Genomic DNA, 20852 nt, shown 5'->3' with positions numbered 1-20852 from the left:
CTATGTCAGCAAACCTGAAGCGAGGTTTGCTGGCATCGCTTGCGATCGTCATGTTCGCAGGCTGTGGCAGCGAATCAAGCTATACCGTTACCCCAGAAAACACCACCAATCCATTCGGTTTTGACTTCCAAACAGGCTCTCTTCCTCAACCGAAAGAGCCTGCAGATAATCCTGCAACGGAAGAGAAGTTTCAGCTAGGTCGACACCTATTTTATGACACCAAACTGTCTGGCAACCAGACCATGTCATGTGAGTCTTGCCACCAGCAGGCATTGGCGTTTTCTGACGGATTAACCGTACCCACGGGGTCAACAGGCGAGGTGTTGCACCGCAACTCCCAAACCTTGACCAACATTGGCTACAACGCCTCTTACACGTGGGCAAACCCTATCTTGAAAGAGATTGAGCAGCAGTTGGTGATCCCGCTATTTGGTGAGTTCCCCGTAGAGATGGGCATCAACGATTCAAATCGGGAGGCAATATTAGAGCGTTTTCGCAATGACGTGGATTATCTCAACCGCTTTAATGCCGCCTTTCCTGATGACCAAGACGCGGTGACCTTTCCCAATATCATCAAGGCGTTGGCTGTGTTTAACCGAGCGTTGATTTCCAAAGATTCAGATTTTGATAAAGGCACCATGAGTAGCTCAGCCCTGCGCGGACAAGATCTGTTTAACAGTGAAAAGATGGAGTGTTTCCACTGTCACAATGGCTTTAACTTCAGCGATTCGACCCTACACAGTGACTCGGTATTCGTGTCGCGTCCTTTCTTCAATACTGGGTTGTACAACCTAGATGATGAGGGCAGCTACCCAATTGAGGACAACGGCCTATTTACCGTGACTCAAAACCCACAAGACAAAGGAAAGTTCCGCCCGCCAACACTCAGAAACGTGGAGTTTACCGCCCCTTACATGCACGATGGCAGCATCGCGACCTTATCGGAAGTCCTAGATTTCTACGCCAACGGTGGCCGCAATATCACTTCGGGAGAGCATCAGGGCGATGGTAGAAACAACCCGAACAAGAGTGAGTTCGTCAAAGGCTTTTCGCTAAGCCAACAAGAGAAGCAGGACATGCTGGCCTTCCTAAATGCGTTGAGTGACGAGGTGTTTATCTCTAACCCACGTTATTCCAACCCATTTTTACAAGGAGCTGCGCAATGATCGTTTCGAAAACCACTCTTAATAGAGCAATCACAGCATCGCTAGGAGTGCTGATGTTCACCGCTTCCGTTCATGCTGAAACTGGCACTGTAGATAACATGAACCTAAGTGAGGTAAATGTACAAACCAATGTGTTTGCCCAATTTGGCTACTACCAAACTGACCGAGATTCGGCTTACACCATTCCCGGTGTGCTTACCGACACCAATGCCTTCCACTACGAAGAGGGCTTGCAGTTTATGCACGGTGAACTGGGGTTTCTGGCTAGTCTCGACCAAGTGCTCGCGACCAAACTCGTCATCGGCAGCCATCACGGTGAAGGCATTGAGTTGGAAGAGTTATGGCTGCAGCCCTATCTACATCAGGATTGGACCCTGCGCCTTGGCCGTCAGTTGAGTGAGATTGGCTTATACAACAGCACTCATGAGCACGATTGGCGCTTCCTAGATGCATCGTTAACTCAGCAGGCTTTTCTGGGGAATCAATACTCCGATGATGCGCTTCAAGCGACCTACGCACAAAACCAGTATGACGTCACTTTGTGGATTGGGCGTGGCGATGGTTTCCCTGCGCAATACGATACAGATTCCGCATCACCCGCTGCATTCGGACTGCATACACAGTGGCACCACTTGCGCAGCGACTATCAAATCAACCTAGTCGCAAGCCTTGCCTTCTTTAAAGCTCACCAGCGACAGGCGGACGCTTCTGATAATCACGGTCATGCTCATCCAACGGACATCAATATTATGTTTGATGGTGACACGACGCTGGCATCTTTCGGCGGCAACCTTCAGTGGGGTGCATTGAACTGGCAACTTGAGTGGATGGGACAACGCCTTGAATCGACCCTCACCGATTCACAGCAGATCCGCTCAGAACTCGATGCCTTTCAACATGGCATCACTACCCAACTCAGCTGGCAGTTTGAAGACATTGAAGTAGCCGCTCGTTATGACTGGCTAACCACCGATAATGACGTCACCCAAACCAGCAGCGAATTCGAACAAGCTCTAGATGCCAATGGCCACAACCCGCAACGCATCAGTGCTATTGCTAACTGGCAAATTGCACCGTTCCAGCTGGTGCGATTTCAAACCAACTACGAATCCATTACTCAACAAAACCAACTGGCCTTTTGGCTGGTGTATCAGGGCAACCTGACTTGGTAACCGATTATTAAAAACAAGAGAGACTATTATGAAAAAACAGCTCAACACTTTAATTCTATTTATCGCGACGCTTTTTAGTATCAACGTCGCAGCTCATGAATATACCGCTGATAGCATTCAAATTGATCACCCTTGGAGCCGTGAAGCGCCACCCAATGCCACTGTAATTGCTGGCTTTTTCCAGCTCAAGAACCTAGCGACAAAGGATGATTTTTTGATCAGCGCATCGACCCCTATCGCAAGTCGCGTAGAGATTCACACTCATGAGATGTCGGACGGCATGATGAAGATGATGAAAATCGATAACGTGCGTATTGGCAGCATGAAGACAGTGATGTTCAAGCCGGGCGGCTATCACTTGATGATCTTCAACCCAAACAAGTCTTACAAAAAAGGCGAACGCTTCCCGATGACCCTACAATTTAAGAACGCTGGCAAAGTAGAAGTCGAACTCGCGGTTGAGGAAAACGCACACGTTCACCATCACCACTAATGACTAGTCACTAACCACTAGCTAAAAAACAAGCCCCCTTGTGTTTCTTACAGCAAGAGGGCTTGTTGTATTTCAATAGGCTAAAGGAATCAGCGCTGCATGATGAGAGTCACTTGTCCGCCGTGATCAGTATTCGACAACAGGGTTTTGCCATTCAAATGCGCGGTAAGCTCGTAAATAAGCAGCATTCCAATCCCAAACCCATCTTGCGGCTTAATGCTATCAATGTCGCCATTATTGAATGCTTGGATGATAGGTTGTGGAAAGCCGCGCCCGTCATCGCTGATCTTCACGACATCGAAATGCGGGTAGTTAGTGTAAACAATCTTGATGTTCTCACGCGTGTAACGGCACGCATTACTGAGAATGTTGAATAGCAATATCTTGAGCACTTTACGATCGGTGGTGATCGTTTGATCGCAGTTAACCAGCTCCAACCCTTTTTTGTTGCTCAGTGCCGAGAAAGTCTTATGCACTATCGCTTCAAAGTTCGCCTCTTCTCTGGCTAGTGGCACCTGCTTGTTTAGAATCTTCAGCAAGTGGAGACTGTTCTCACACAGCATGTTCAGGCTTCTCACCTGCTCATCGAGCTTGGTTAGCAGAAATGCATTGCTGTTGTGGCTCTCGACCAACATATCACTGGTTAGCTGGATCGATGAGAGTGGGGTTCGAATGTCATGAGGCAGTGCCGCAAAAATCATCTTCTGACGCGCCATCAAACTCTCTATCGCTTCCGCCATCTGATGTTGATTCGCGATCAGTATTTTCACGGCTTCAGGGCCCGTTTCATCGACACGTGCCTTGAAGTCGCCCCGCGCATAGTGTGTAGATAGGTGATGAAGCGACTTAAAGCCATTGGTCCAAGTACGCAGCGACAAGACCAAGATGATCAACGTACATACAAGCTGCAGAACATCTTCCAAAAGCTCCACCAGTTTGATGTGGCGAATCGCTGGATCATTGTTGTAGGCCTCGCTATTGAACGTTCCTAAAATCTCTTTATCGCCGCGTTTCTTCGCCAGTGTGTACTCTCCTTCATCGACCCTTTGCATCTCTCCCGACGAGACATCACATTGGAACAACCAAACCGGAGACTCTTCTTCAGGCTTGCTGGGAACGAGCGGCTCCAGAAAACCGTTCAACACCATCTCTAAACGGCGAAAGTTCAGGTCTTGTTGCAGCTGTTCTTTGTACGGAGTCAGTAACACCAACGACAGCATGGTGCTGATCAAGTAGCCCAAGATCAGTGAGCTGATGATCTGACCGATAAAGGTTTTCATCGAACCACAACCTGATAGTTAAGGTAGAAACCGCGGCTACGTTTGTTTTTGATCAGCTCCATATCTGGCAGGTAGGCGCTGAGCTTTTTACGCAGGGTCGACACTCGCATGTAAATAGAGCGGTCTTCAATGTGATAAGGAAAGCCGTGAATGTGCTGGAATAGCTCATGTACTGGCATGGGCTCATCGGCTTTCGCCAACAACTCAAGGAGCTCAAATTCGGAGGGAATCAATGGAACCGTAATGTGCTTAAACTGCAGTGTTGAGTTTCTAGGGCACAACCTAAATATCAACTCTTCTTCAACACGAGAATGAATACTTGGTTTCTGCTCTAGGATCTTTCGGATACGCTCACGAAGCGCATTGGTGCGAACTGGCTTGGTAATGTAATCATTCGCCCCAATAGTGAGTGCATTGGTTTCTGTGATCTCATTGTCGTTGGCGGTCATAATGATCACGGGAATGGTCGAGCCTTGTTGGCGCAGGCTCTCGAGAACACTTAACCCAGAAGTGTGTGGGAGTTGGATATCAAGCAATACCAACTTAGGCGCTTGCTCCATAATTATCTCAGCGGCACCTTCACCACTGCTTAAACAGTCAACCGAATATCCCTCTACATTTTTCAAAAAATAACACAGCATCTCCCTAAGCTGCAGATCATCTTCCACTATTAAAACGTCAGACATTGAATATTCTCTACTTAAATTAGTATTAATAACCAACCTAGCCAGTAAAGCTAAAATCTCACAAAAGCAAAGCTTTAACTCTCTTACATTATAAACGTTTTTCGTCACGGCAACGTTTGCGTTGCTCTAATGGGGGCAGTGTAAGGCCAAGAGGTGATTTACTCTTTAAGATAATGTAAGCCCCTCTATAAAAGAAGGGCTTAATAATTGATTTACAAGAGAACTCTTGTCGTCAAAGTCGGCGTTCTAACACCGAGATTGATTAACCTTGTTTTTTCGCTAGCTCGACAGCAGCTGCAAGGTTTGGCAATGTCGTCAGTTCTGGTACACGTTGTACGAGAATGATCTTGTTGTTTTGATCCGTCACCACAATGCTGCGCGTCAGTAGGCCAAGTTCTTTGATCAGCGCGCCAGTCTTTTCACCAAATGCATGCTCTACCGAGTCTGACAGGTACTCAACACCCGTTAGCTCATGCTCAGAAATAAAACGCTGCTGTGCGAATGGTGTATCTGCACTGATCGCGTAAAACTCGATATCTTTCAGTGACGCTTTATTCTCATTCACAAACTGAGAAAGCTCTGCCGCTTGCTGAACACATACAGGAGTATCAACTGACGTCAGTAAGCTATAGATCTTCACTTTGCCGTTGGTTGCGCTGGTATCGAACGGCTTAAGGTTTGATGTCATTAGCTGAACAGAAGGCATGTAGTCGCCGACTTTTACACCTTCACCAGCTAGATGAAATTTGTTGGTTTTCTCTAGCGTCACGATCTCGCCTGAACCTAAGCTAGCGTGCTGCTCTGTTACTTCAAACTGCGCTGAAGCTGCAGTCGAAAACAGAGCAGAAAGTGCCATAACTAACAGTGACTTTTTCATGTTAAGCACCTACTACTTCAAGAACGGCTTGGTAGTTAGGCTCTTCTGTGATTTCAGAAACTAATTCGCTGTGCATCACTTTACCTTCTTCATCAACCACAACCACTGCGCGAGTTGCTAGGCCTTTTAGTGCGCCTTCATTCAGGTTCACACCGTAGTCTTCAGTGAATGTTGGAGAGCGGAAGAAAGAGAGATTTTGCACTGAATCGATAGACTCAGATGCGCAGAAACGGCCCGTTGCAAATGGCAGATCTGCCGAGATGTTCAGTACAGCAACACCTTCAACACTTGCCAGCTTTTGGTGAAATTCACGTACGCTTGCCGCACATACTGGCGTGTCGATGCTTGGGAAGATATTCAGTACCAACTTCTGGCCTTTCATCGACTCAAGAGTGATGTCTGCAAGCTCTGCTGAGCATAGTGTGAAGTTTGGTGCTGCTTGGCCTGCCTGTGGGAATGAACCAGAAACAGAAACCGCTTCGCCTTGAAAAGTAATTGACATGATTTACCTTCGAAATATTTATTATTAAATGAGATAGATAAGATTGAGCGACTTATCCATCTCTATTCTATGGCGCTTACTGGCTATAAAAAGTAAGGGCGACTAAGCCTAGGTAAGTCGCGATATACGCAGGAGCGACATAGAAAAAGATTAGCGTTCCATCTTCATCGGCTATGCGCTCTTTTAGGGCTTTGACGCCAGCTTGTGGAAGCAAGGCGTTCACCAGTTCCCCAAAAATAGAGATGATCGCGCTAGTTACTGCTTTTTTCATCGAACATACCTGCAAATAGCGCAGAGCTTAGGTAACGCTCGCCCGAACTTGGTAGCACCGTCACAATGTTCTTGCCTCGGTATTCGTGCATATCAGCAATTCGATTCGCCGCGACTACTGCCGCGCCAGAAGAGATCCCCGCTAGAATGCCCTCTTCTTTCATGAGACGATTGGCCATATCGATAGCTTCTTGAGAAGTGACACGCTCTACGTGGTCGATAAGGGTAAGGTCTAGGTTTCCAGGAATGAACCCAGCGCCAATGCCTTGAATTTTATGGGGCGCAGGTTGAATCTCTTCCCCTGCCAATGATTGAGAGATAACAGGAGATTCAGCAGGCTCAACCGCCACCGACAACACCGGCTTTTTCTGATAGTTCTTAAGATAACGGCTCACGCCTGTGATGGTGCCGCCCGTACCTACGCCTGCGACAAATACATCTACTTGACCTTGAGTAGCATCCCAGATCTCTGGCCCCGTGGTTTTTACATGGATCTCAGGGTTAGCAGGGTTATCAAACTGCTGAAGAAGCAGATATTTATTTGGGTTGGCATCAACGATCTGCTGCGCTTTTTCTATCGCGCCTTTCATGCCTTTGGCCGCTTCGGTCAAAACCAAGTTTGCGCCCAAGGCTTTCAATAGCTTGCGGCGCTCTAAGCTCATCGATTCCGGCATGGTCAGAGTCAGCTTGTAGCCACGCGCCGCAGCAACATAAGCCAGAGCAATACCCGTGTTGCCGCTGGTCGGCTCAACAAGCTCAATCCCCGGTACTAGCTTGCCTAGCTTCTCCGCCTGCCAGATCATGTTGGCGCCAATACGGCACTTAACACTAAAACTTGGATTACGTGATTCAATCTTGGCCAGCACACGTCCGTTGCTCACTCGGTTCAAGCGCACCAATGGAGTTTGACCGATGGTGTAGGAGTTATCTTCTGCGATGTTGTTTCTCATAACGACTGCTCTTATTAATAATTAGAGCAACAGAAAATACGTCTCGCGAGTTATGAAGATAACTAACGGCAGTTAAGACACTGTAAGTGGCTTTTAGACATGAAAAGAGCTAATGAGATGGCGGCTGCCAATAGACAATCTCTCGGGTTCGACCTTGTGGATCTTTGTCTTCATTCTCAGGAAATGAGCTCAGTTGCTGAGAATGCAAAGCACACAGCATTAAAGCGAACGCGTCGATGAGATCATCAGGCGCCACTTTCGATTTCTTGGTGGTTGCTACTTGGTGCTTGAGCTTATCGATATGTTTCGGTAGATATCGCGCTAACAAGTCGAGCCTTTGCTGTTGGCCTTCGATGCTCTTTTTCGAGTGCTCTAACGGCGCACCATTCAAAGTAGCGAACACCACCTCTGGGTGAGATTCTCGCAGATAGAGTTCAGGGTAAAGATTGAGTAAGGCATCCACCTCGCGCACTTTTGGCAGAATGTACCATGCCTGTTTAGAGAGCTTACGCCCACACAATTCGAAGTTAATCTCACAAGCCTGAGGGTAGCTTTCAGCATAAGCCGCTTCACGACAAGGCACTGGGAACACTGAAGCCCCGCGAGTTCTCGTTAAGTATTTTCGGGCTGCTTTGTCGCACAACCTATCAGGCGTTTGTGAATCACTAAAGCCGACTGGGATATCAATCAGAGTATGAGCATCACGCAACTGTTCTGTTATCTCAGACAGCTCTGCCACCACTTTTAGCTCCACTTCATCGTGCTGCCAACTCCAAACCACCCAACCCGCTCTGCAGGCATCTATGCCGATGTGTTTCATGACTCTCTACCTAACTCCATTCATTGATAAGTAGGCGACTTTTAACGCCACGAACCTGCAGTCCCATCGCATCAAATACCTCTTCAAAGTCACGGCATCGCGGTGGAATGTTCGGCAAGGAGAGGGCTGCCTCAGAAAAGAATCGCTGCTTGGATAGGTCAGAGTGATCCCATGCCAATTGCCACCAATCCAAGATCCTCTGCTTTGATTTATGTAGCTTCTCCGCTGTAGGCACTTTGTCACTTTTTTTGAGGTTTTCGTTGGTTGTGGTTGGCAACAAATTCCATTTGTCATTGTTCGGCCAATAGGTAAATGGCAGGCAGTGATCAACGTGATAGTCTTGCTTAAGCACAGTTCCACTCCACACGCTTACAATCTCAGTGTGTTCTTTGCGAAGTTGTTCTACGCGCTTTCTGACATCTCGCGTATCGTGGTTGTGGTCAATCCACACCAAGCAGTCATGATAGGTTTGCAGTGAAATGTTGCGTTCACGGTTTGTCTCGAAGCGCTGCATTTCCATCACCCATTGGTTAACGACTAATGGCTCAATCCAAGAGTGATAGATTCGAAAACACTCCCACAAACTCTCATCCAAAGTGAAGTAACCAAAGCTGGCTAAGAAGTCGCTGTCTATCACCAAAGAACTGAGTGACTTTCGACGCTGTGCTGGAGGCAGTATCTCGAACAGTTTGTTGTCTTTGGCTCCCTGATAGATAAAAGTGACAGGCCCAGCTTTGATGGTACTTATGGTATGTGAGAACAGTTTCTGTAGCGCTTTCGCTTCTTCTCCTAAAAACATCGCACCAATCGCAAGATCGTCGGCACTCAAATGCTTGAGCTGATTCCAACCATCTTCTTTGACAAAACCGAGCCCCTTGGTGGTATTGCTATTCTGCTGAATACCAGAACCTTCAATGTCGATATCAATCAACCTTTTAAACTGCCTTACCCAGTACAGAGCTACCAGTCCTACTGGAAGCAGTATTTTTCCGTCACTTCTATCGATGACCGCTCCTGAATGAGCATCAGCAATACGTAATAGTGTTCGCAACAAGGCCAGTTTGTAAGTCGCTGACTTGTTGTCGTTAACGATGATATGGCGCACTTTGTTGAGATCACCGGAACCATCATCAGGCAAGGTCATAACAACGGTCTGCCACCAAACCTCACTTCGATTGAGTTGATCTTTGCTCTCGTCAATATGTCGGACTTGTAAGGCACTATTTTTTGCCAGCTGTTCGAGCTCTTCAACAGAAACCGGATAGCCTTGACGTTGGTCGTCGAACTCACCATGTCGAAGACTGATAATCAAGCGGCCATTAGGTGCAAGTAGATTAGAGAGTTTGCGAAAGGCTCGCTCACGATAGCTGCTTGGAAGATGCATCCAAACCGCACTCACCAAGATAAGATCAAAGCGCATCCCGAGATTTTCAGTTCGACTCAATGCAGGAAGTGCATCATTAATCCAAGTAACCTCTACCCCGGTGTATTCTGCTCCTAACTCGCGAAGAGCATTACTCGGTTCGATAGCTATCACCTCACAACCTTGTTGTTGCATCCAACGAGCATCACGCCCGCTACCAGCGCCAACATCAAGCACTTTATCGCCCGCTAGAGGCCAATAAGGCTTCCAACTGTGGTGTACAGATTCAAACGATACCGAATTGTACTGATGACTTAAGGTAAGCGCATTGTGGTGATAGAAATCGATAGTAGAAGACATACTCGGCCGGTTGTTGTGAGTTCTAACTCAATGATAAATCGATGATTAATAGATTTCTATCTAGAGATGCCGTTGTTACTGTTTTTTCCTCAGCATGATCGTTTTCTTTGATCCCAATATCACTCTAGCCAGTGAACACGTGTGTGCTGATACCCTAGATTCTTGACTGCGGTTTTATATACATCTCTCACTCTTGATGTCTGCCGCTCTCAAAATGTTGCAACTTGGTTAAATAGAACTGAAGCTCTAATCTTCTTCAACGGTTTGAATACTGCCAATGTGCAGTGGAAAGGAGTCGGCTGTGCTTACTGTTCTTCGTCTTATCTTGGCTACGGTGTTTGTGGTTACCACAACACTGAGTGCACTTGTTTTCTGTCTGTTTAGCCCTAAAAACCCTAAGCATGTGTATTTCTTCTGTCGCTGGTTCAATCAACTGCAAAAGATCCTTGGCCTTACAATTATTCAGCGCGGGCTAGAGAACGCGCCAACGCCAAAAAACAGCGTGTACATTTCGAATCACCAGAGTGTGTTTGATTTTGTTACCGATCCGGGAATGTTAAGACCTCGCACCGTATCACTGGGGAAACGCGATTTACTATGGATTCCGTTCTTTGGCGTTTTGTATTGGATCACGGGTAACATTTTGATCAATCGTGAAGACAAATCCAAAGCCAGAGATACGATTAAGCAAGTAGCTGAGACGATTCACCAGAGAGACCTTTCGGTATGGATTTACCCAGAAGGTACTCGTAGCAAAGGCCGTGGGCTCTTGCCTTTTAAAACGGGTGCGTTCCGCATGGCGATTGAGGCAGGTGTGCCTATTACCCCAATGTGTACCAGTACCACTCACAATAAGATTGATTTGAATCGCGCCAACAACGGCATTGTGATCACTGAAATGCTCGAACCTATCGATGTGTCGGGTTACGAACTGGGTGATGCCAGAGCCCTTGCTGATCACTGCCACGCTTTAATGGCGGAAAAAATTGCCCAGCTTGATGCAGAAGTCGCGCGCTTAGAGTCTGGAGCCAGTCCAAAGCTCGATACACGTAAAAGTTCGACCCAATAGCAGAGTGATATCTCGCGACAGTTGGGCTGAGTGAAGGCTCAATTACATTTTATCGCTTGCGGCCTCGCAACTCTCGTCGCTGCTATTTTCTTTGCCCGTCACGATTAGCACAATTGAGGTTGGCTTTAATAGGAGCGGCGAATGCAGGTTATTCATCACGGTGGTAAACATACAGTTACGGGCTCTTGTCATGAGCTGAGAGTGGAAGACCAAGCAATACTGATTGATTGTGGTCTGTTTCAAGGCGCAGATACACGCCCATTAGAAGTTGAGTTTGACACTCAGCATCTAAACGCTTTGCTGCTGACCCATAGCCATATTGATCATATTGGTCGCATTCCATGGCTGCTGGCGACAGGCTTTAATCAACCCATCATCTGTACCAAAGCGACGGCCGCCATTGCCCCGCTAATGATTGAAGATGGTCTAAAACTGCAAGGCTTTAGCCACCGCCAACAAAAGCAAATCCTCAAAAGAATTCACTCACTAATACAGCCTCAAGCCTATCATCAATGGTTTCCCATTCCGCGAGCACCTCACCTCAACAAGCAAAAGGATCATGGTAGGCCAAATACTCTTTATGCTCGTTTTCAACCCGCAGGGCACATACTTGGTTCGGCTTATATTGAGGTTAAATTACCGAATGAAGAGGTGGTGGTATTTTCTGGAGACCTTGGCCCAAGTAACACTCCCCTACTGCCCGACCCAGTGTCACCTGGAAGAGCTGACTATCTGTTTATTGAATCGACCTATGGTGCGAGCAATCATTCCAATATCGCTGAGCGTGCAGAAACCCTAAACCGCATTATTGACCACTCATTGGAAGATGGTGGCGCAATCCTTATTCCCGCCTTTAGCGTTGGAAGAACTCAAGAACTGCTATTTGATATTGAACAGATGATCGAGCAGCGCTCTCTGAGTCGCCAGCTGCCCATCATTCTTGACTCACCAATGGCACACAAGATCACCCGCTCCTATCGTCAATTCAAAGAGCTATGGGGAGAGGAAGCGAAACAGAGATTATCAGCACACCGCAATCCATTGGCGTTCGAGCAGTGCATTACGATTGATGATCACCGAGCCCACAAGAAACTGGTCAATAGACTTAAATCAACAGCAGAGCCTGCGATAGTGATTGCTGCTTCGGGAATGTGTCAGGGCGGGCGAATCATGAACTATCTATCGGCTTTACTACCCGACCAGAGAACTGATGTGATTTTGGCGGGATATCAAGCCCATGGAACATTAGGTCGTGCTTTGCAGCAAGGAGAAATGTCTGTAGAGATCGACCAAGCTCATATCTCAGTGAATGCACAAATTCATACGATGTCTGGTTATTCCGCTCACGCAGGTCAAAGCGATCTCATGCGCTTTATCGAGGGAATCACTCCCCCACCAAAATCGATCCATTTGATTCATGGTGAACCAAAAACTCAATCCACCTTTGCCAAATTACTTGAAGGACGTGGGTATAGTGTTTCTAGAGAATAAGGGGAAGAATAACCTTCCCCAAAGAATAAATATCTGAATAGAGATAACTCAGAGCATGGTCAGAATAACTTAGAAAATGGTAAGCAGTTCAACGCCAGATCCCATCGCAATGCCCTTCATTTGATAACCAGAATCTCGAATATTAATGTCATGGTGTTCTCCGGTCACATCTAAACTAACGAAACAAGTTTGGTAGGTAGCTCTTAGCTGGTCTTCAGTGAAGTTGTTAAAGAGGCTAAGTGGAACATAGTACGAACCTCCCTCAACCACGTTCTTAGATAAATCATCATTTTCCCAGTGCGAGAAGTGTTCATTATTGCCGAAGCGATCCGTACACGTTAACCCTGGAATCACAAAGCGATAAGTAGTGTTGGCTTGCTCTACCCAACTGAACTGTACGCCACTGCCATCATAAAGAGTTGTGAGAGGAATCTCAGCGGGTTCACCATCAAAACTCGTCGATGCAATTACCTCACCATCACGTTTCCAACTTACCTCATAACTTGAAGCATTAGCTGGCATATCATACGAATAGAGAAAGCCGTACATATTAGTCAAAACAACCGGTGTACCATCGACCAGCACTTCAATTTCATCGAGATCATCGACTGACATCAGACGCGTTGCGTCTTTCTCATAGGTAAGTGCAAAAACGATAGTTGAACCAGTGACAGTACTATTGGAAAAAGTCGCTTGAGCACGCAACTGTCGTGGGTCATAGTTGGTGCTTGATACTCCTCCAGGGTCAGGAAGGCCACTCAAATTGCCAGTACCAGAGCCACCGCTACTGCTGCTACCGCCTCCGCCGCCACCACAACCTACTAGTAGTAGGCTCCCCAAAACAACGCCGCCTAGTGTTTTCATAAATCCTCCATAAACATATAAAAACGCTAGATATTTTTTATTTATACAGTCATTGACTCAATCGGTTTCAAAATGAGTTTCGATGCACTTCACGGATATGATATGGGTAAAATTTAGTAACAATATTAATGGTTGAGAGGAGATTAATTATGACTGTAAGCAATGCTAAATGAGCACTTAAGAAGGAAGAAATGAGGTGTCGCAGTGGCAGATTTGTCTCACGAGTTCTGCAATGGCTAATACTATGCTCGACTGCACCTTTTGGTTATGACGGTCAATGAACATGGTCAGCATCTCTTCCGGTAGGTTGTTGGCTGCTTGCTGATCGTAGTCGATAGGCATCACACTTTGCACCACGTGGACTTTTTGCAGCTCTTCAATCACATCTGGGTCGGTAAAGTAGATGCTGCTTTGTGGCGTGTCTGCCCACTCTTTCAGGGTTACAAAACGCTCTACATCTTCATAGATTTCACGGTTAATCACACCAAGTCCATACAGCAGCTTGCTACGAACCATCACATCCCCTAAAGGGCCTTGATTCTTAAGCAGAGGATCAACCACAAACTTCACGGCGTAATCGTCTTTATAGAAGATAGTTTGCATTAACACACCAATGGTATCGTCCAAGGCATGATAGGCCGCTAAGAAAACCGCACTGGCGTCCTCAGCAGTCGAGATCACTTCCAGCAGTTCAGCTTCATTGGGCAAGTCGATAGGCTCTATGGCCTTTGAAAGCATGGCGCTTTCTGCTCGCGTGTTTCTCATATTTACCTCTAAGCCTAAGGTGACGTTAGTCTATCGCTCTGAGAACGTCTTTATTTTAAGTGATTAGTCTGACGTTCGATTTGAAAAGCGTGGTCGACCTGTTAAATAGCCTTCTTCCTGCTCAGCTTCCGTACTTTGCTCTGTTTTTAGAACCAGTGATGAGCATAAGAACGACACTAAGGTTGAGATAGCGATAGAAAGCGCGACACCCAACATTGATGATTTAGGCGCCATCACCAAAATAGCGAAGATAGAGCCCGGAGAGGCTGCTGACACCAATCCCGCATCAAACAGGACTAGCGTTGTCAGTCCCGCCATACCGCCAGCAATCAAAGCGAAAATTAGGCGAGGCTTCATTAGCACGTAAGGGAAGTAGATCTCTTGAATACCGCCGAAGAAGTGAATGATGGATGCACCACCAGCTGTTTGTTTAGTACTGCCTTTGCCAAACACCATATAAGCCAATAACACCCCAAGACCAGGGCCTGGGTTAGACTCAATAAGGAATACTAACGACTGACCATATTGTTCAACCTGCTGGATTCCTATTGGTGAAAAAACGCCATGGTTAATCGCATTATTGAGGAAAAGAATTTTCGCCGGTTCCACTAAAATAGAAACCAAAGCCAGTGAGCCGGTGTCGACCATGGCCTGGACACCTGCGGCCAACATCGTCGAAACCACTTTTACAGCAGGTCCAACAATCAAAAAGGCGACGATGGCACACATCATTCCTACGATGCCCGCAGAGAAGTTGTTCACTAGCATCTCAAAACCACTTCGAACCTTGCCTTCGATGGCTCGGTCAAAGCGTGCAATCACAGCGCCACCTAATGGCCCAATGATCATCGCTCCCATTAGCATCGGAACATCAGTGCCAACAATCAGGCCCATGGTTGCGATAGAGCCAACAATTGCGCCCCGCTCTCCCCCAGTCATCTTGCCGCCGGTGTAGCCAATCAACAATGGAATCAAAAAGGTGATCATTGGGCTAACCATCGAAGCTAGAGCTTCATTCGGCCACCAGCCCGTTGGTATGAACAGTGCGGAGATCAGTCCCCAAGCAATAAAGGCACCAATACTAGGCATAACCATGTTCGCAAGAACACGACCGAAACTCTGAACTTTGATTTTTGAACTTGGGGAGAACATATAGAACCTGAAACACATCTGTAACAATCAATGACTCTGGTAAAATCTGCAAACTTAGGCAAAATATCCTGCAATTATCTGAGATTCATACCACACTCACCCATTGTGATTTTGATCACACCAAAACTCAAACACAGCAATCTAAATGTGATTCACAGATCACATTAATAGAATGACCACCGATAAGATTACGTATTAAAACTACAATACAACACCGTCCTGATGTATCTATCAGCAACTTGTCCGAAAGTTGAAATTTAATTCCAAACCCAGTCACATCATGAAATTCTATTTTTCCGAGAGAGATCTAACTAAAAAAATGCATTAAATTGCATTTCTATGTCGAATGGCAAACGGAAAAATAGAACTTATCGTTAACAAAAGCACTCCAGAACATGCGATATATCACACTATTAAGCTTAGATAGATAAATAATTTAACAAGAGCATTACATGTGAAGTATTGTGTTGTACGAAAAACAATCATAAGTACAACTAACAGGGAAAAATACTCATGCAGTCATTCGTTGATTTTTTGAATGGAATAATCTGGAGTCCGGTACTGATTTACTTGTGTCTAGGCGCAGGTTTGTTCTACTCCATAATGACCCGATTTGTTCAAGTTCGTCACTTCTTTGAAATGTGGCGTTTGTTGTTATCTGGCAAAAGCTCAAGTAAAGGTATCTCATCTTTTCAAGCACTTGCCGTTTCGCTTTCTGGGCGCGTAGGTACAGGTAATATTGCTGGTGTTGCTGCCGCAATCGGTTTCGGTGGTCCTGGTGCTGTATTCTGGATGTGGGTTGTTGCCTTCTTTGGCGCGGCAACTGCGTTTGCAGAATCGACGCTGGCTCAAATCTATAAAGAAGAAGATGAAGGCGAGTTCCGTGGTGGTCCAGCTTACTACATCGAAAAAGCGATGGGTCAGAAATGGTACGCGTGGATCTTCGCTATCGCGACAATCTTTGCTTGTGGTGTTCTACTACCAGGCGTTCAGTCAAACAGCATTGGTAATGCGGTAGAAGCTGCGTTTGGCACGGGCGACATGATCGAAACAGCTATCGGTACGTTCAGTTTTGCTAAAGTTTTCACTGGTACTGTTATTGCGATCATCCTAGCGTTCATCATCTTCGGCGGTGTTAAGCGTATTGCGAACTTCACGCAAATCGTGGTTCCTTTCATGGCGCTAGCTTACATCGTGATTGCTTTCGTTATCATCCTTCTAAACATCGGTGAGGTGCCACGCATCTTCGGTATGATTGTTGGTGACGCATTTACGCCTATGGCTGGTGTTGGTGCTGCTATCGGTTGGGGTGTAAAACGTGGTGTTTACTCTAACGAAGCGGGTCAAGGTACTGGTCCTCACGCTGCAGCGGCTGCAAGTGTTGATCACCCAGCACAGCAAGGTCTGGTTCAATCTTTCTCTATCTACATTGATACACTACTAGTATGTTCAGCAACAGCATTCATGATTCTTATCACTGGTGCATACAACGTACACGGTGGTGCTGAAGGCGCATTCCTAGTACAGAACCTAGCTGCAGATATCGGTGCGAACGGCCCTGTATTTACACAGCTTGCAATCGAAAGTGCTCTACCAGGTGTTGGTAAGCCATTCATTGCGTTCGCTCTGTTCTTCTTCGCGTTCACAACTATTCTTGCTTACTACTACATTGCAGAAACGAACATCGCGTACCTACGTCGTACTATTAAGATCCCAGGTATGATGTTTGCTCTGAAAGCGGTTCTTATCACTGCAGTATTCTACGGTACAGTGAAAACCGCCAACCTTGCATGGGCAATGGGTGATGTGGGCGTTGGTCTGATGGCTTGGCTAAACATCGTCGGCATTCTGATTATCTTCTTCATGTCTAAACCAGCTCTGAAAGCGCTGAAAGACTACGAAGAGCAACAGAAGAAAGGCGTAACTGAGTACACATTCAACCCAGTTAAGCTTGGCATTAAAGGTGCAGACTACTGGGAAGGTAAATACAAGCGTAAGACAGGCAAATCGCCTGAAGCTGAAACAACTGACAGCAAGCCAGTTGAGCAGCCATCTGCGTAAGTAAACTCCTGAGTTGAATAGGTGCTGTAAGGCCTATTCAGAGATAATAAAAAAACGGGTTAGCCATTTCGGCTAACCCGTTTTGTTTTCCTGTATCTTAAGATCTGTTCCCAAACAATGGTCTTAAGCTGCGATCTCTTGCGTTGCAACTTGCGGTGCTTTCTTCTCACCGATTGGCAGAACTGTGCGACCGTATTCGTTGTTGATCACTTGAGCCATTGCAAAGTAGATTGCAGAAGCGCCACAGAAGATACCCTCAAAACCAGCGATAGTGCCGATTAGTTCGCTACCAGTGAAATCACGAGCTGCAAGCAGGAAGAATAGAATCGTCAGAGAACCGAATACCACTTGCTTCGCTACTGGGTAGCATAGAGAGCCGATGAACATGAAGCCTGTGAATACGCCCCATAGCAGTAGGTACCAACCCATGAAGCTTGCTGGGCTTGCTGGTAGGCCCATGTAAGGCATTACGATCAGACCAACCAGTGTCAGCCAAAATAGACCGTAAGAAGTAAACGCTGTCGTACCGAAGGTGTCACCACGCTTAAAGCACATTGTGCCGACAATCACTTGGCTCAAACCACCGTAGAAAATACCCATCGCTAGGATCATCGAATCAATCGGGAAGAAACCTGCGTTGTGAATATTAAGAAGAATAGTGGTCATACCGAAACCCATTAAGCCAAGTGGCGCTGGGTTAGCTAGTTTGGTCGACATTGCGAATTTACCTTTATCAAATAGGGGGTTAAACAAAACCAATAAAAATTGTAAGAAAATTTTAATCTATAAACCGTATTTGAGGTAATCCAGTTATCGAAAACTTAGGTTGAATAAATGATCCTATGGAATATTAGTTTCATATTCAGGGCTTAGTATTCATGTTTTGTATGTGTTTTTTGAGATACGAGTGAACGAGATTCGGGATGAGAAGAACGTGTTTAGATTCGAGTAAGCGAGATGAGAGATACGAAGAGCAATAGAGAACGTGCTTTTCGTCACTTGTTTACTCGTATCCCGTATCAGCTCTTTAAGTCGTCATTCCAGAATCGAGGGACGAGATGTCTGGAATCTTTTACAGGCAGTAGGTATATCCAAAAGCAAGAGATTCCCTACTACGCTCGTACCTCGCTCTAGGGAATGACGGTGAGTGTTTGAGATGCGAGTGAACGGGATTCGAGATGCGAAGAGCAATAGAGAGCGAGCTTTTCGCCACTCGTTTACTCATATCCCGCATCTGATCATTGATTCGAGTAACGAGATTCGAGATACGAAAAGCTCTTATACTCTTGAATACGCAGAGCTTGGGAGCAATCAAAAACAGGCTCTTCGCCACTCGTTTACTCGTATCCCGCATCTGATCATTGATTCGAGTATCGAGATGAGAGATACGAAAAGATCTTATACCCTTGAATGCGCGGAGTTTGGGAGCAATCAAAAACAGGCTCTTCGCCACTCGTTTACTCGCTTCCCGCATCTATTCCTAACCACCAAAAAGCCGAGCGTATGCCCGGCTTGTTGAAACGGAATTAGCTCAGCAAGTACTGAATTTACTGACAACTAATCTCATCCCAGAACCAGTTTGATTGAACTGGGCTCTCCCATACACCGGGACCATTTTTCGCGACAAAGCACTTACCTTGGTATGTCACCTTCTCACCGTCACTCACCTGAGTAACACCCGGCTCCCAAGTGGTAAATTCGCTTGGAACGACTGGCGGTTCAGTAACTGGTGGCTCGACTGGAGGATTCGTTACCGGAGGCTCAGTCACTGGCGGGTCTACAGGTGTTGGATCGGGCTCTACAGGTGGCGTTGGTTCGCCAGCGACCAATTTCCAAGGGCCGCCAGCGGAAGGCTCATCGCCTTGTGTCCACCACTTCGCCTCATAGGTTGCCCCGTTAAAGGTCACCTGATCGCCAGAGTTGTAAACCTTATTGGCATCCCAGCCATTACCACCCGGATTGGTTCCAGGATCTACCGGATCTAGCTTGTCGACCACACGCACTTCTGGCCAGCTCGCATGAGAGCCATAAAAGTTGGTCACACACTTCTCGTAATCACCCGGCACTAATGCAGAGTAAGCGGTTTGGAAGCCAACTAACTCACACTCAAATGAAAAGCCTTCTGGGCGATCGGCGTAGTATTTCCAGTTACCATCCCAGTTGGTATAAAGCACATCTGTCGCACCGTTGAGGTTTAAGCTGCCGTAAGGCGCCTGTTGCCAACAAGTATTCTTCTCGTCTGCTTCAATTGGGATTTGATAGTGTTCAGCTAGGCCTTCCCAGTAACGGATACGATTCACTGGCTGGCCTTTGTTCTTGTTCTGCTCACCACACTCAATACCACCGTTGATTACGTTGATGGTAGTTCCGAAGCCGTAGCCAATTCCCGCGTCGATTTCGCGCTGAGAAGGTGTCCAAGTGCGATCGATCACATGCAGCATCGCTGGCTTAGGCGCTTGAGGCGTTAAGAAAAACCAGATCGCTGAAGCTAGGTTCAACCATGAGTCTGCAACTAGACCGGGATTATTCAAAAGCACCGCTGCATCACCATCGAACATTACCTCAGAGAAGGCTCCATAGTTAAAATGGTAAGAAAGCTGTTTAGCGCCTCGCCCAAAGTAGCCCTGCCCCGCCGCACACGGCCAACGCGCATTCTGCCAATCATTCTGACCACAGCCTGTGGTGTAGCCTTCTTGGCCTTCAGACCAGCCCATTTCGCGCACGTGCACCAGCGCTTGCTGCCACTCTTCTAACGCCAATGGATTATCAGAGGTGTTGTCTATCGCGATGTGTCCGCCCGTCTCTTGAGAGAAGTGAGCAAAAGCCGTGATGATGGATTTCTTACAGATAGCATCTGAATCGCGGCCATCGGTGTACTCTCCACAGAACGCAGGGAACTTACCAATCGCACGCAGGAAACGGGTATAGGTATATTCTGGTGCCGCCATTTGCGTTAGGAAGTCCCACTCAGTTTGCGGGAACACACGCTCAACGCGTTTTACGTTGTCAGGGTTGGAAGGCGAACCGGGTTCAATCGCTTCAACAATCGTATTCGAACGAGTTTGCAGAGCTTGAGACCAAATCGCATACATAGGATCAGAAGCCTTGGATTGCTCTACAGCTGCAAGGTCAGCTCTCGACACAAGATAGCCAGTCGGGTTCTGCGGATCGGATTGGATGTTCATGGTTGGTTGGCTATTGGTCGCCGCATGGCTTCCGCCAGCGAAAATGCTACCACCAACAAAAAGAGCACTCACAACGAGCGCTATCGGCTTCACGTTTAACATAGTTTGTTCTCTTATAAGTAACGTCGATAAGAGAGTATGTGGCACGATGAAAAGGCTCTAGTGCCGAACGGTTAAATCGAAAAGAACTGCGAGTCGCTTACTAACAATTTATAAATCACTTCATTTTGTCTCAATCGTTATGGGGAGTGGCTCCAAAAAACAAAAAGCCCCGAACAGAGTTCGAGGCTTCTAGAATCTAAGACAAATCTGTCTCGATTACATCA

Annotated in this window: 19 protein-coding genes and 1 pseudogene; 7 read left to right on the top strand and 13 right to left on the bottom strand. The window is 46.7% G+C overall.

Annotation, left to right across the window (positions count from 1 at the left end):
- Positions 1-2 precede the first annotated feature (2 nt).
- From KI743_RS05420 to KI743_RS05410, 3 genes are read left to right on the top strand one after another with little or no spacing between them, the layout of a single operon-like run.
- Positions 3-1166: a methanobactin export MATE transporter MbnM gene (locus tag KI743_RS05420; RefSeq protein WP_285465482.1), complete on the top strand. Its 1164-nt coding sequence runs from the start codon at positions 3-5 to the stop codon at positions 1164-1166.
- Positions 1163-2338 carry a hypothetical protein gene (locus tag KI743_RS05415; protein WP_285465481.1) on the top strand — a complete coding sequence of 392 codons (1176 nt, stop codon included), beginning with the start codon at positions 1163-1165 and terminating at the stop codon, positions 2336-2338. The genes KI743_RS05420 and KI743_RS05415 overlap by 4 nt, the downstream gene beginning before the upstream one ends.
- 28 nt (positions 2339-2366) lie before the next feature.
- Entirely contained in the window at positions 2367-2831 is a 465-nt protein-coding gene (locus KI743_RS05410; protein ID WP_084181867.1) for a copper chaperone PCu(A)C, read from the top strand.
- Positions 2832-2920: 89 nt separating this feature from the next.
- Here KI743_RS05410 and KI743_RS05405 read toward each other — a convergent pair whose 3' ends face one another.
- The 8 genes from KI743_RS05405 to KI743_RS05370 form a co-directional block, all read right to left on the bottom strand.
- Positions 2921-4111, bottom strand: coding sequence for a sensor histidine kinase KdpD (locus KI743_RS05405; RefSeq protein ID WP_285465480.1), 1191 nt, complete (start codon positions 4109-4111; stop codon positions 2921-2923).
- Positions 4108-4797 (bottom strand): response regulator transcription factor, encoded by a 690-nt coding sequence (locus KI743_RS05400; protein WP_285465479.1) that lies wholly within the window; start codon positions 4795-4797, stop codon positions 4108-4110. Before KI743_RS05400 ends, KI743_RS05405 begins: the two co-directional genes overlap by 4 nt.
- A 262-nt stretch (positions 4798-5059) precedes the next feature.
- Positions 5060-5674 (bottom strand): peroxiredoxin, encoded by a 615-nt coding sequence (locus KI743_RS05395; RefSeq protein ID WP_285465478.1) that lies wholly within the window; start codon positions 5672-5674, stop codon positions 5060-5062.
- A gap of 1 nt (position 5675) precedes the next feature.
- Entirely contained in the window at positions 5676-6176 is a 501-nt protein-coding gene (gene tpx, locus KI743_RS05390; RefSeq protein ID WP_152468245.1) for a thiol peroxidase, read from the bottom strand.
- A 76-nt stretch (positions 6177-6252) separates the two neighbouring features.
- Entirely contained in the window at positions 6253-6447 is a 195-nt protein-coding gene (locus KI743_RS05385) for a hypothetical protein (RefSeq protein ID WP_285465477.1), read from the bottom strand.
- Positions 6428-7396, bottom strand: coding sequence for a cysteine synthase A (gene cysK, locus KI743_RS05380; protein WP_285465476.1), 969 nt, complete (start codon positions 7394-7396; stop codon positions 6428-6430). Before cysK ends, KI743_RS05385 begins: the two co-directional genes overlap by 20 nt.
- A 109-nt stretch (positions 7397-7505) precedes the next feature.
- Positions 7506-8216 (bottom strand): DUF429 domain-containing protein, encoded by a 711-nt coding sequence (locus tag KI743_RS05375; protein WP_285465475.1) that lies wholly within the window; start codon positions 8214-8216, stop codon positions 7506-7508.
- A gap of 10 nt (positions 8217-8226) precedes the next feature.
- Positions 8227-9939: a class I SAM-dependent methyltransferase gene (locus tag KI743_RS05370; RefSeq protein WP_285465474.1), complete on the bottom strand. Its 1713-nt coding sequence runs from the start codon at positions 9937-9939 to the stop codon at positions 8227-8229.
- A gap of 301 nt (positions 9940-10240) precedes the next feature.
- On the opposite strand from KI743_RS05370, the gene KI743_RS05365 reads away from it, so the two are divergent.
- Together KI743_RS05365 and KI743_RS05360 are read left to right on the top strand one after the other, a co-directional pair.
- Entirely contained in the window at positions 10241-11008 is a 768-nt protein-coding gene (locus KI743_RS05365; protein WP_285465473.1) for a 1-acylglycerol-3-phosphate O-acyltransferase, read from the top strand.
- 141 nt (positions 11009-11149) lie between these two features.
- Positions 11150-12499 carry an MBL fold metallo-hydrolase RNA specificity domain-containing protein gene (locus KI743_RS05360; RefSeq protein WP_285465472.1) on the top strand — a complete coding sequence of 450 codons (1350 nt, stop codon included), beginning with the start codon at positions 11150-11152 and terminating at the stop codon, positions 12497-12499.
- Positions 12500-12568: 69 nt separating this feature from the next.
- On the opposite strand, the gene KI743_RS05355 is transcribed toward KI743_RS05360, so the two are convergent.
- From KI743_RS05355 to KI743_RS05345, 3 genes and pseudogenes are all read right to left on the bottom strand, one after another.
- Positions 12569-13363, bottom strand: a complete 795-nt coding sequence (locus KI743_RS05355; protein WP_285465471.1) for a hypothetical protein — start codon at positions 13361-13363, stop codon at positions 12569-12571.
- Between the two features lie 177 nt (positions 13364-13540).
- A complete protein-coding gene (locus KI743_RS05350) occupies positions 13541-14128 on the bottom strand; it encodes an MltR family transcriptional regulator (protein WP_285465470.1) in 588 nt (195 codons plus the stop codon).
- Positions 14129-14248: 120 nt separating this feature from the next.
- Positions 14249-15280 (bottom strand): annotated as a pseudogene (locus KI743_RS05345) (PTS mannitol transporter subunit IICBA); the annotation flags it as partial.
- Between the two features lie 513 nt (positions 15281-15793).
- Here KI743_RS05345 and KI743_RS05340 point away from each other — a divergent pair.
- Positions 15794-17341, top strand: coding sequence for a sodium:alanine symporter family protein (locus tag KI743_RS05340; protein WP_150871148.1), 1548 nt, complete (start codon positions 15794-15796; stop codon positions 17339-17341).
- 123 nt (positions 17342-17464) lie between these two features.
- Here the strand turns inward: KI743_RS05340 and KI743_RS05335 are convergent, their stop codons facing one another.
- Complete coding sequence (locus tag KI743_RS05335) at positions 17465-18058, bottom strand: GPR1/FUN34/YaaH family transporter (RefSeq protein WP_032551341.1); 594 nt, start codon at positions 18056-18058, stop codon at positions 17465-17467.
- A 430-nt stretch (positions 18059-18488) separates the two neighbouring features.
- On the opposite strand from KI743_RS05335, the gene KI743_RS05330 reads away from it, so the two are divergent.
- Positions 18489-18860 (top strand): hypothetical protein, encoded by a 372-nt coding sequence (locus tag KI743_RS05330; RefSeq protein ID WP_285465469.1) that lies wholly within the window; start codon positions 18489-18491, stop codon positions 18858-18860.
- 28 nt (positions 18861-18888) lie between these two features.
- On the opposite strand, the gene KI743_RS05325 is transcribed toward KI743_RS05330, so the two are convergent.
- On the bottom strand, positions 18889-20628 hold the full coding sequence (locus tag KI743_RS05325) for a chitinase (RefSeq protein ID WP_285465468.1): 1740 nt from the start codon (positions 20626-20628) through the stop codon (positions 18889-18891).
- Positions 20629-20852: the final 224 nt, after the last annotated feature.

The organism is Vibrio sp. D420a (assembly GCF_030248625.1).
Taxonomy (GTDB): Bacteria; Pseudomonadota; Gammaproteobacteria; order Enterobacterales; family Vibrionaceae; genus Vibrio; species Vibrio fortis_A.
This window is presented reverse-complemented; position numbering and strand designations above follow the sequence as displayed.

Coding starts and splice junctions, on each gene's coding strand:
- KI743_RS05420 (WP_285465482.1), top strand. CDS start 3: ATGTCAGCAAACCTGAAGCGAGGTTTGCTGGCATCGCTTGCGATCGTC.
- KI743_RS05415 (WP_285465481.1), top strand. CDS start 1,163: ATGATCGTTTCGAAAACCACTCTTAATAGAGCAATCACAGCATCGCTA.
- KI743_RS05410 (WP_084181867.1), top strand. CDS start 2,367: ATGAAAAAACAGCTCAACACTTTAATTCTATTTATCGCGACGCTTTTT.
- KI743_RS05405 (WP_285465480.1), bottom strand. CDS start 4,111: ATGAAAACCTTTATCGGTCAGATCATCAGCTCACTGATCTTGGGCTAC.
- KI743_RS05400 (WP_285465479.1), bottom strand. CDS start 4,797: ATGTCTGACGTTTTAATAGTGGAAGATGATCTGCAGCTTAGGGAGATG.
- KI743_RS05395 (WP_285465478.1), bottom strand. CDS start 5,674: ATGAAAAAGTCACTGTTAGTTATGGCACTTTCTGCTCTGTTTTCGACT.
- tpx (WP_152468245.1), bottom strand. CDS start 6,176: ATGTCAATTACTTTTCAAGGCGAAGCGGTTTCTGTTTCTGGTTCATTC.
- KI743_RS05385 (WP_285465477.1), bottom strand. CDS start 6,447: ATGAAAAAAGCAGTAACTAGCGCGATCATCTCTATTTTTGGGGAACTG.
- cysK (WP_285465476.1), bottom strand. CDS start 7,396: ATGAGAAACAACATCGCAGAAGATAACTCCTACACCATCGGTCAAACT.
- KI743_RS05375 (WP_285465475.1), bottom strand. CDS start 8,216: ATGAAACACATCGGCATAGATGCCTGCAGAGCGGGTTGGGTGGTTTGG.
- KI743_RS05370 (WP_285465474.1), bottom strand. CDS start 9,939: ATGTCTTCTACTATCGATTTCTATCACCACAATGCGCTTACCTTAAGT.
- KI743_RS05360 (WP_285465472.1), top strand. CDS start 11,150: ATGCAGGTTATTCATCACGGTGGTAAACATACAGTTACGGGCTCTTGT.
- KI743_RS05355 (WP_285465471.1), bottom strand. CDS start 13,363: ATGAAAACACTAGGCGGCGTTGTTTTGGGGAGCCTACTACTAGTAGGT.
- KI743_RS05350 (WP_285465470.1), bottom strand. CDS start 14,128: ATGAGAAACACGCGAGCAGAAAGCGCCATGCTTTCAAAGGCCATAGAG.
- KI743_RS05340 (WP_150871148.1), top strand. CDS start 15,794: ATGCAGTCATTCGTTGATTTTTTGAATGGAATAATCTGGAGTCCGGTA.
- KI743_RS05335 (WP_032551341.1), bottom strand. CDS start 18,058: ATGTCGACCAAACTAGCTAACCCAGCGCCACTTGGCTTAATGGGTTTC.
- KI743_RS05325 (WP_285465468.1), bottom strand. CDS start 20,628: ATGTTAAACGTGAAGCCGATAGCGCTCGTTGTGAGTGCTCTTTTTGTT.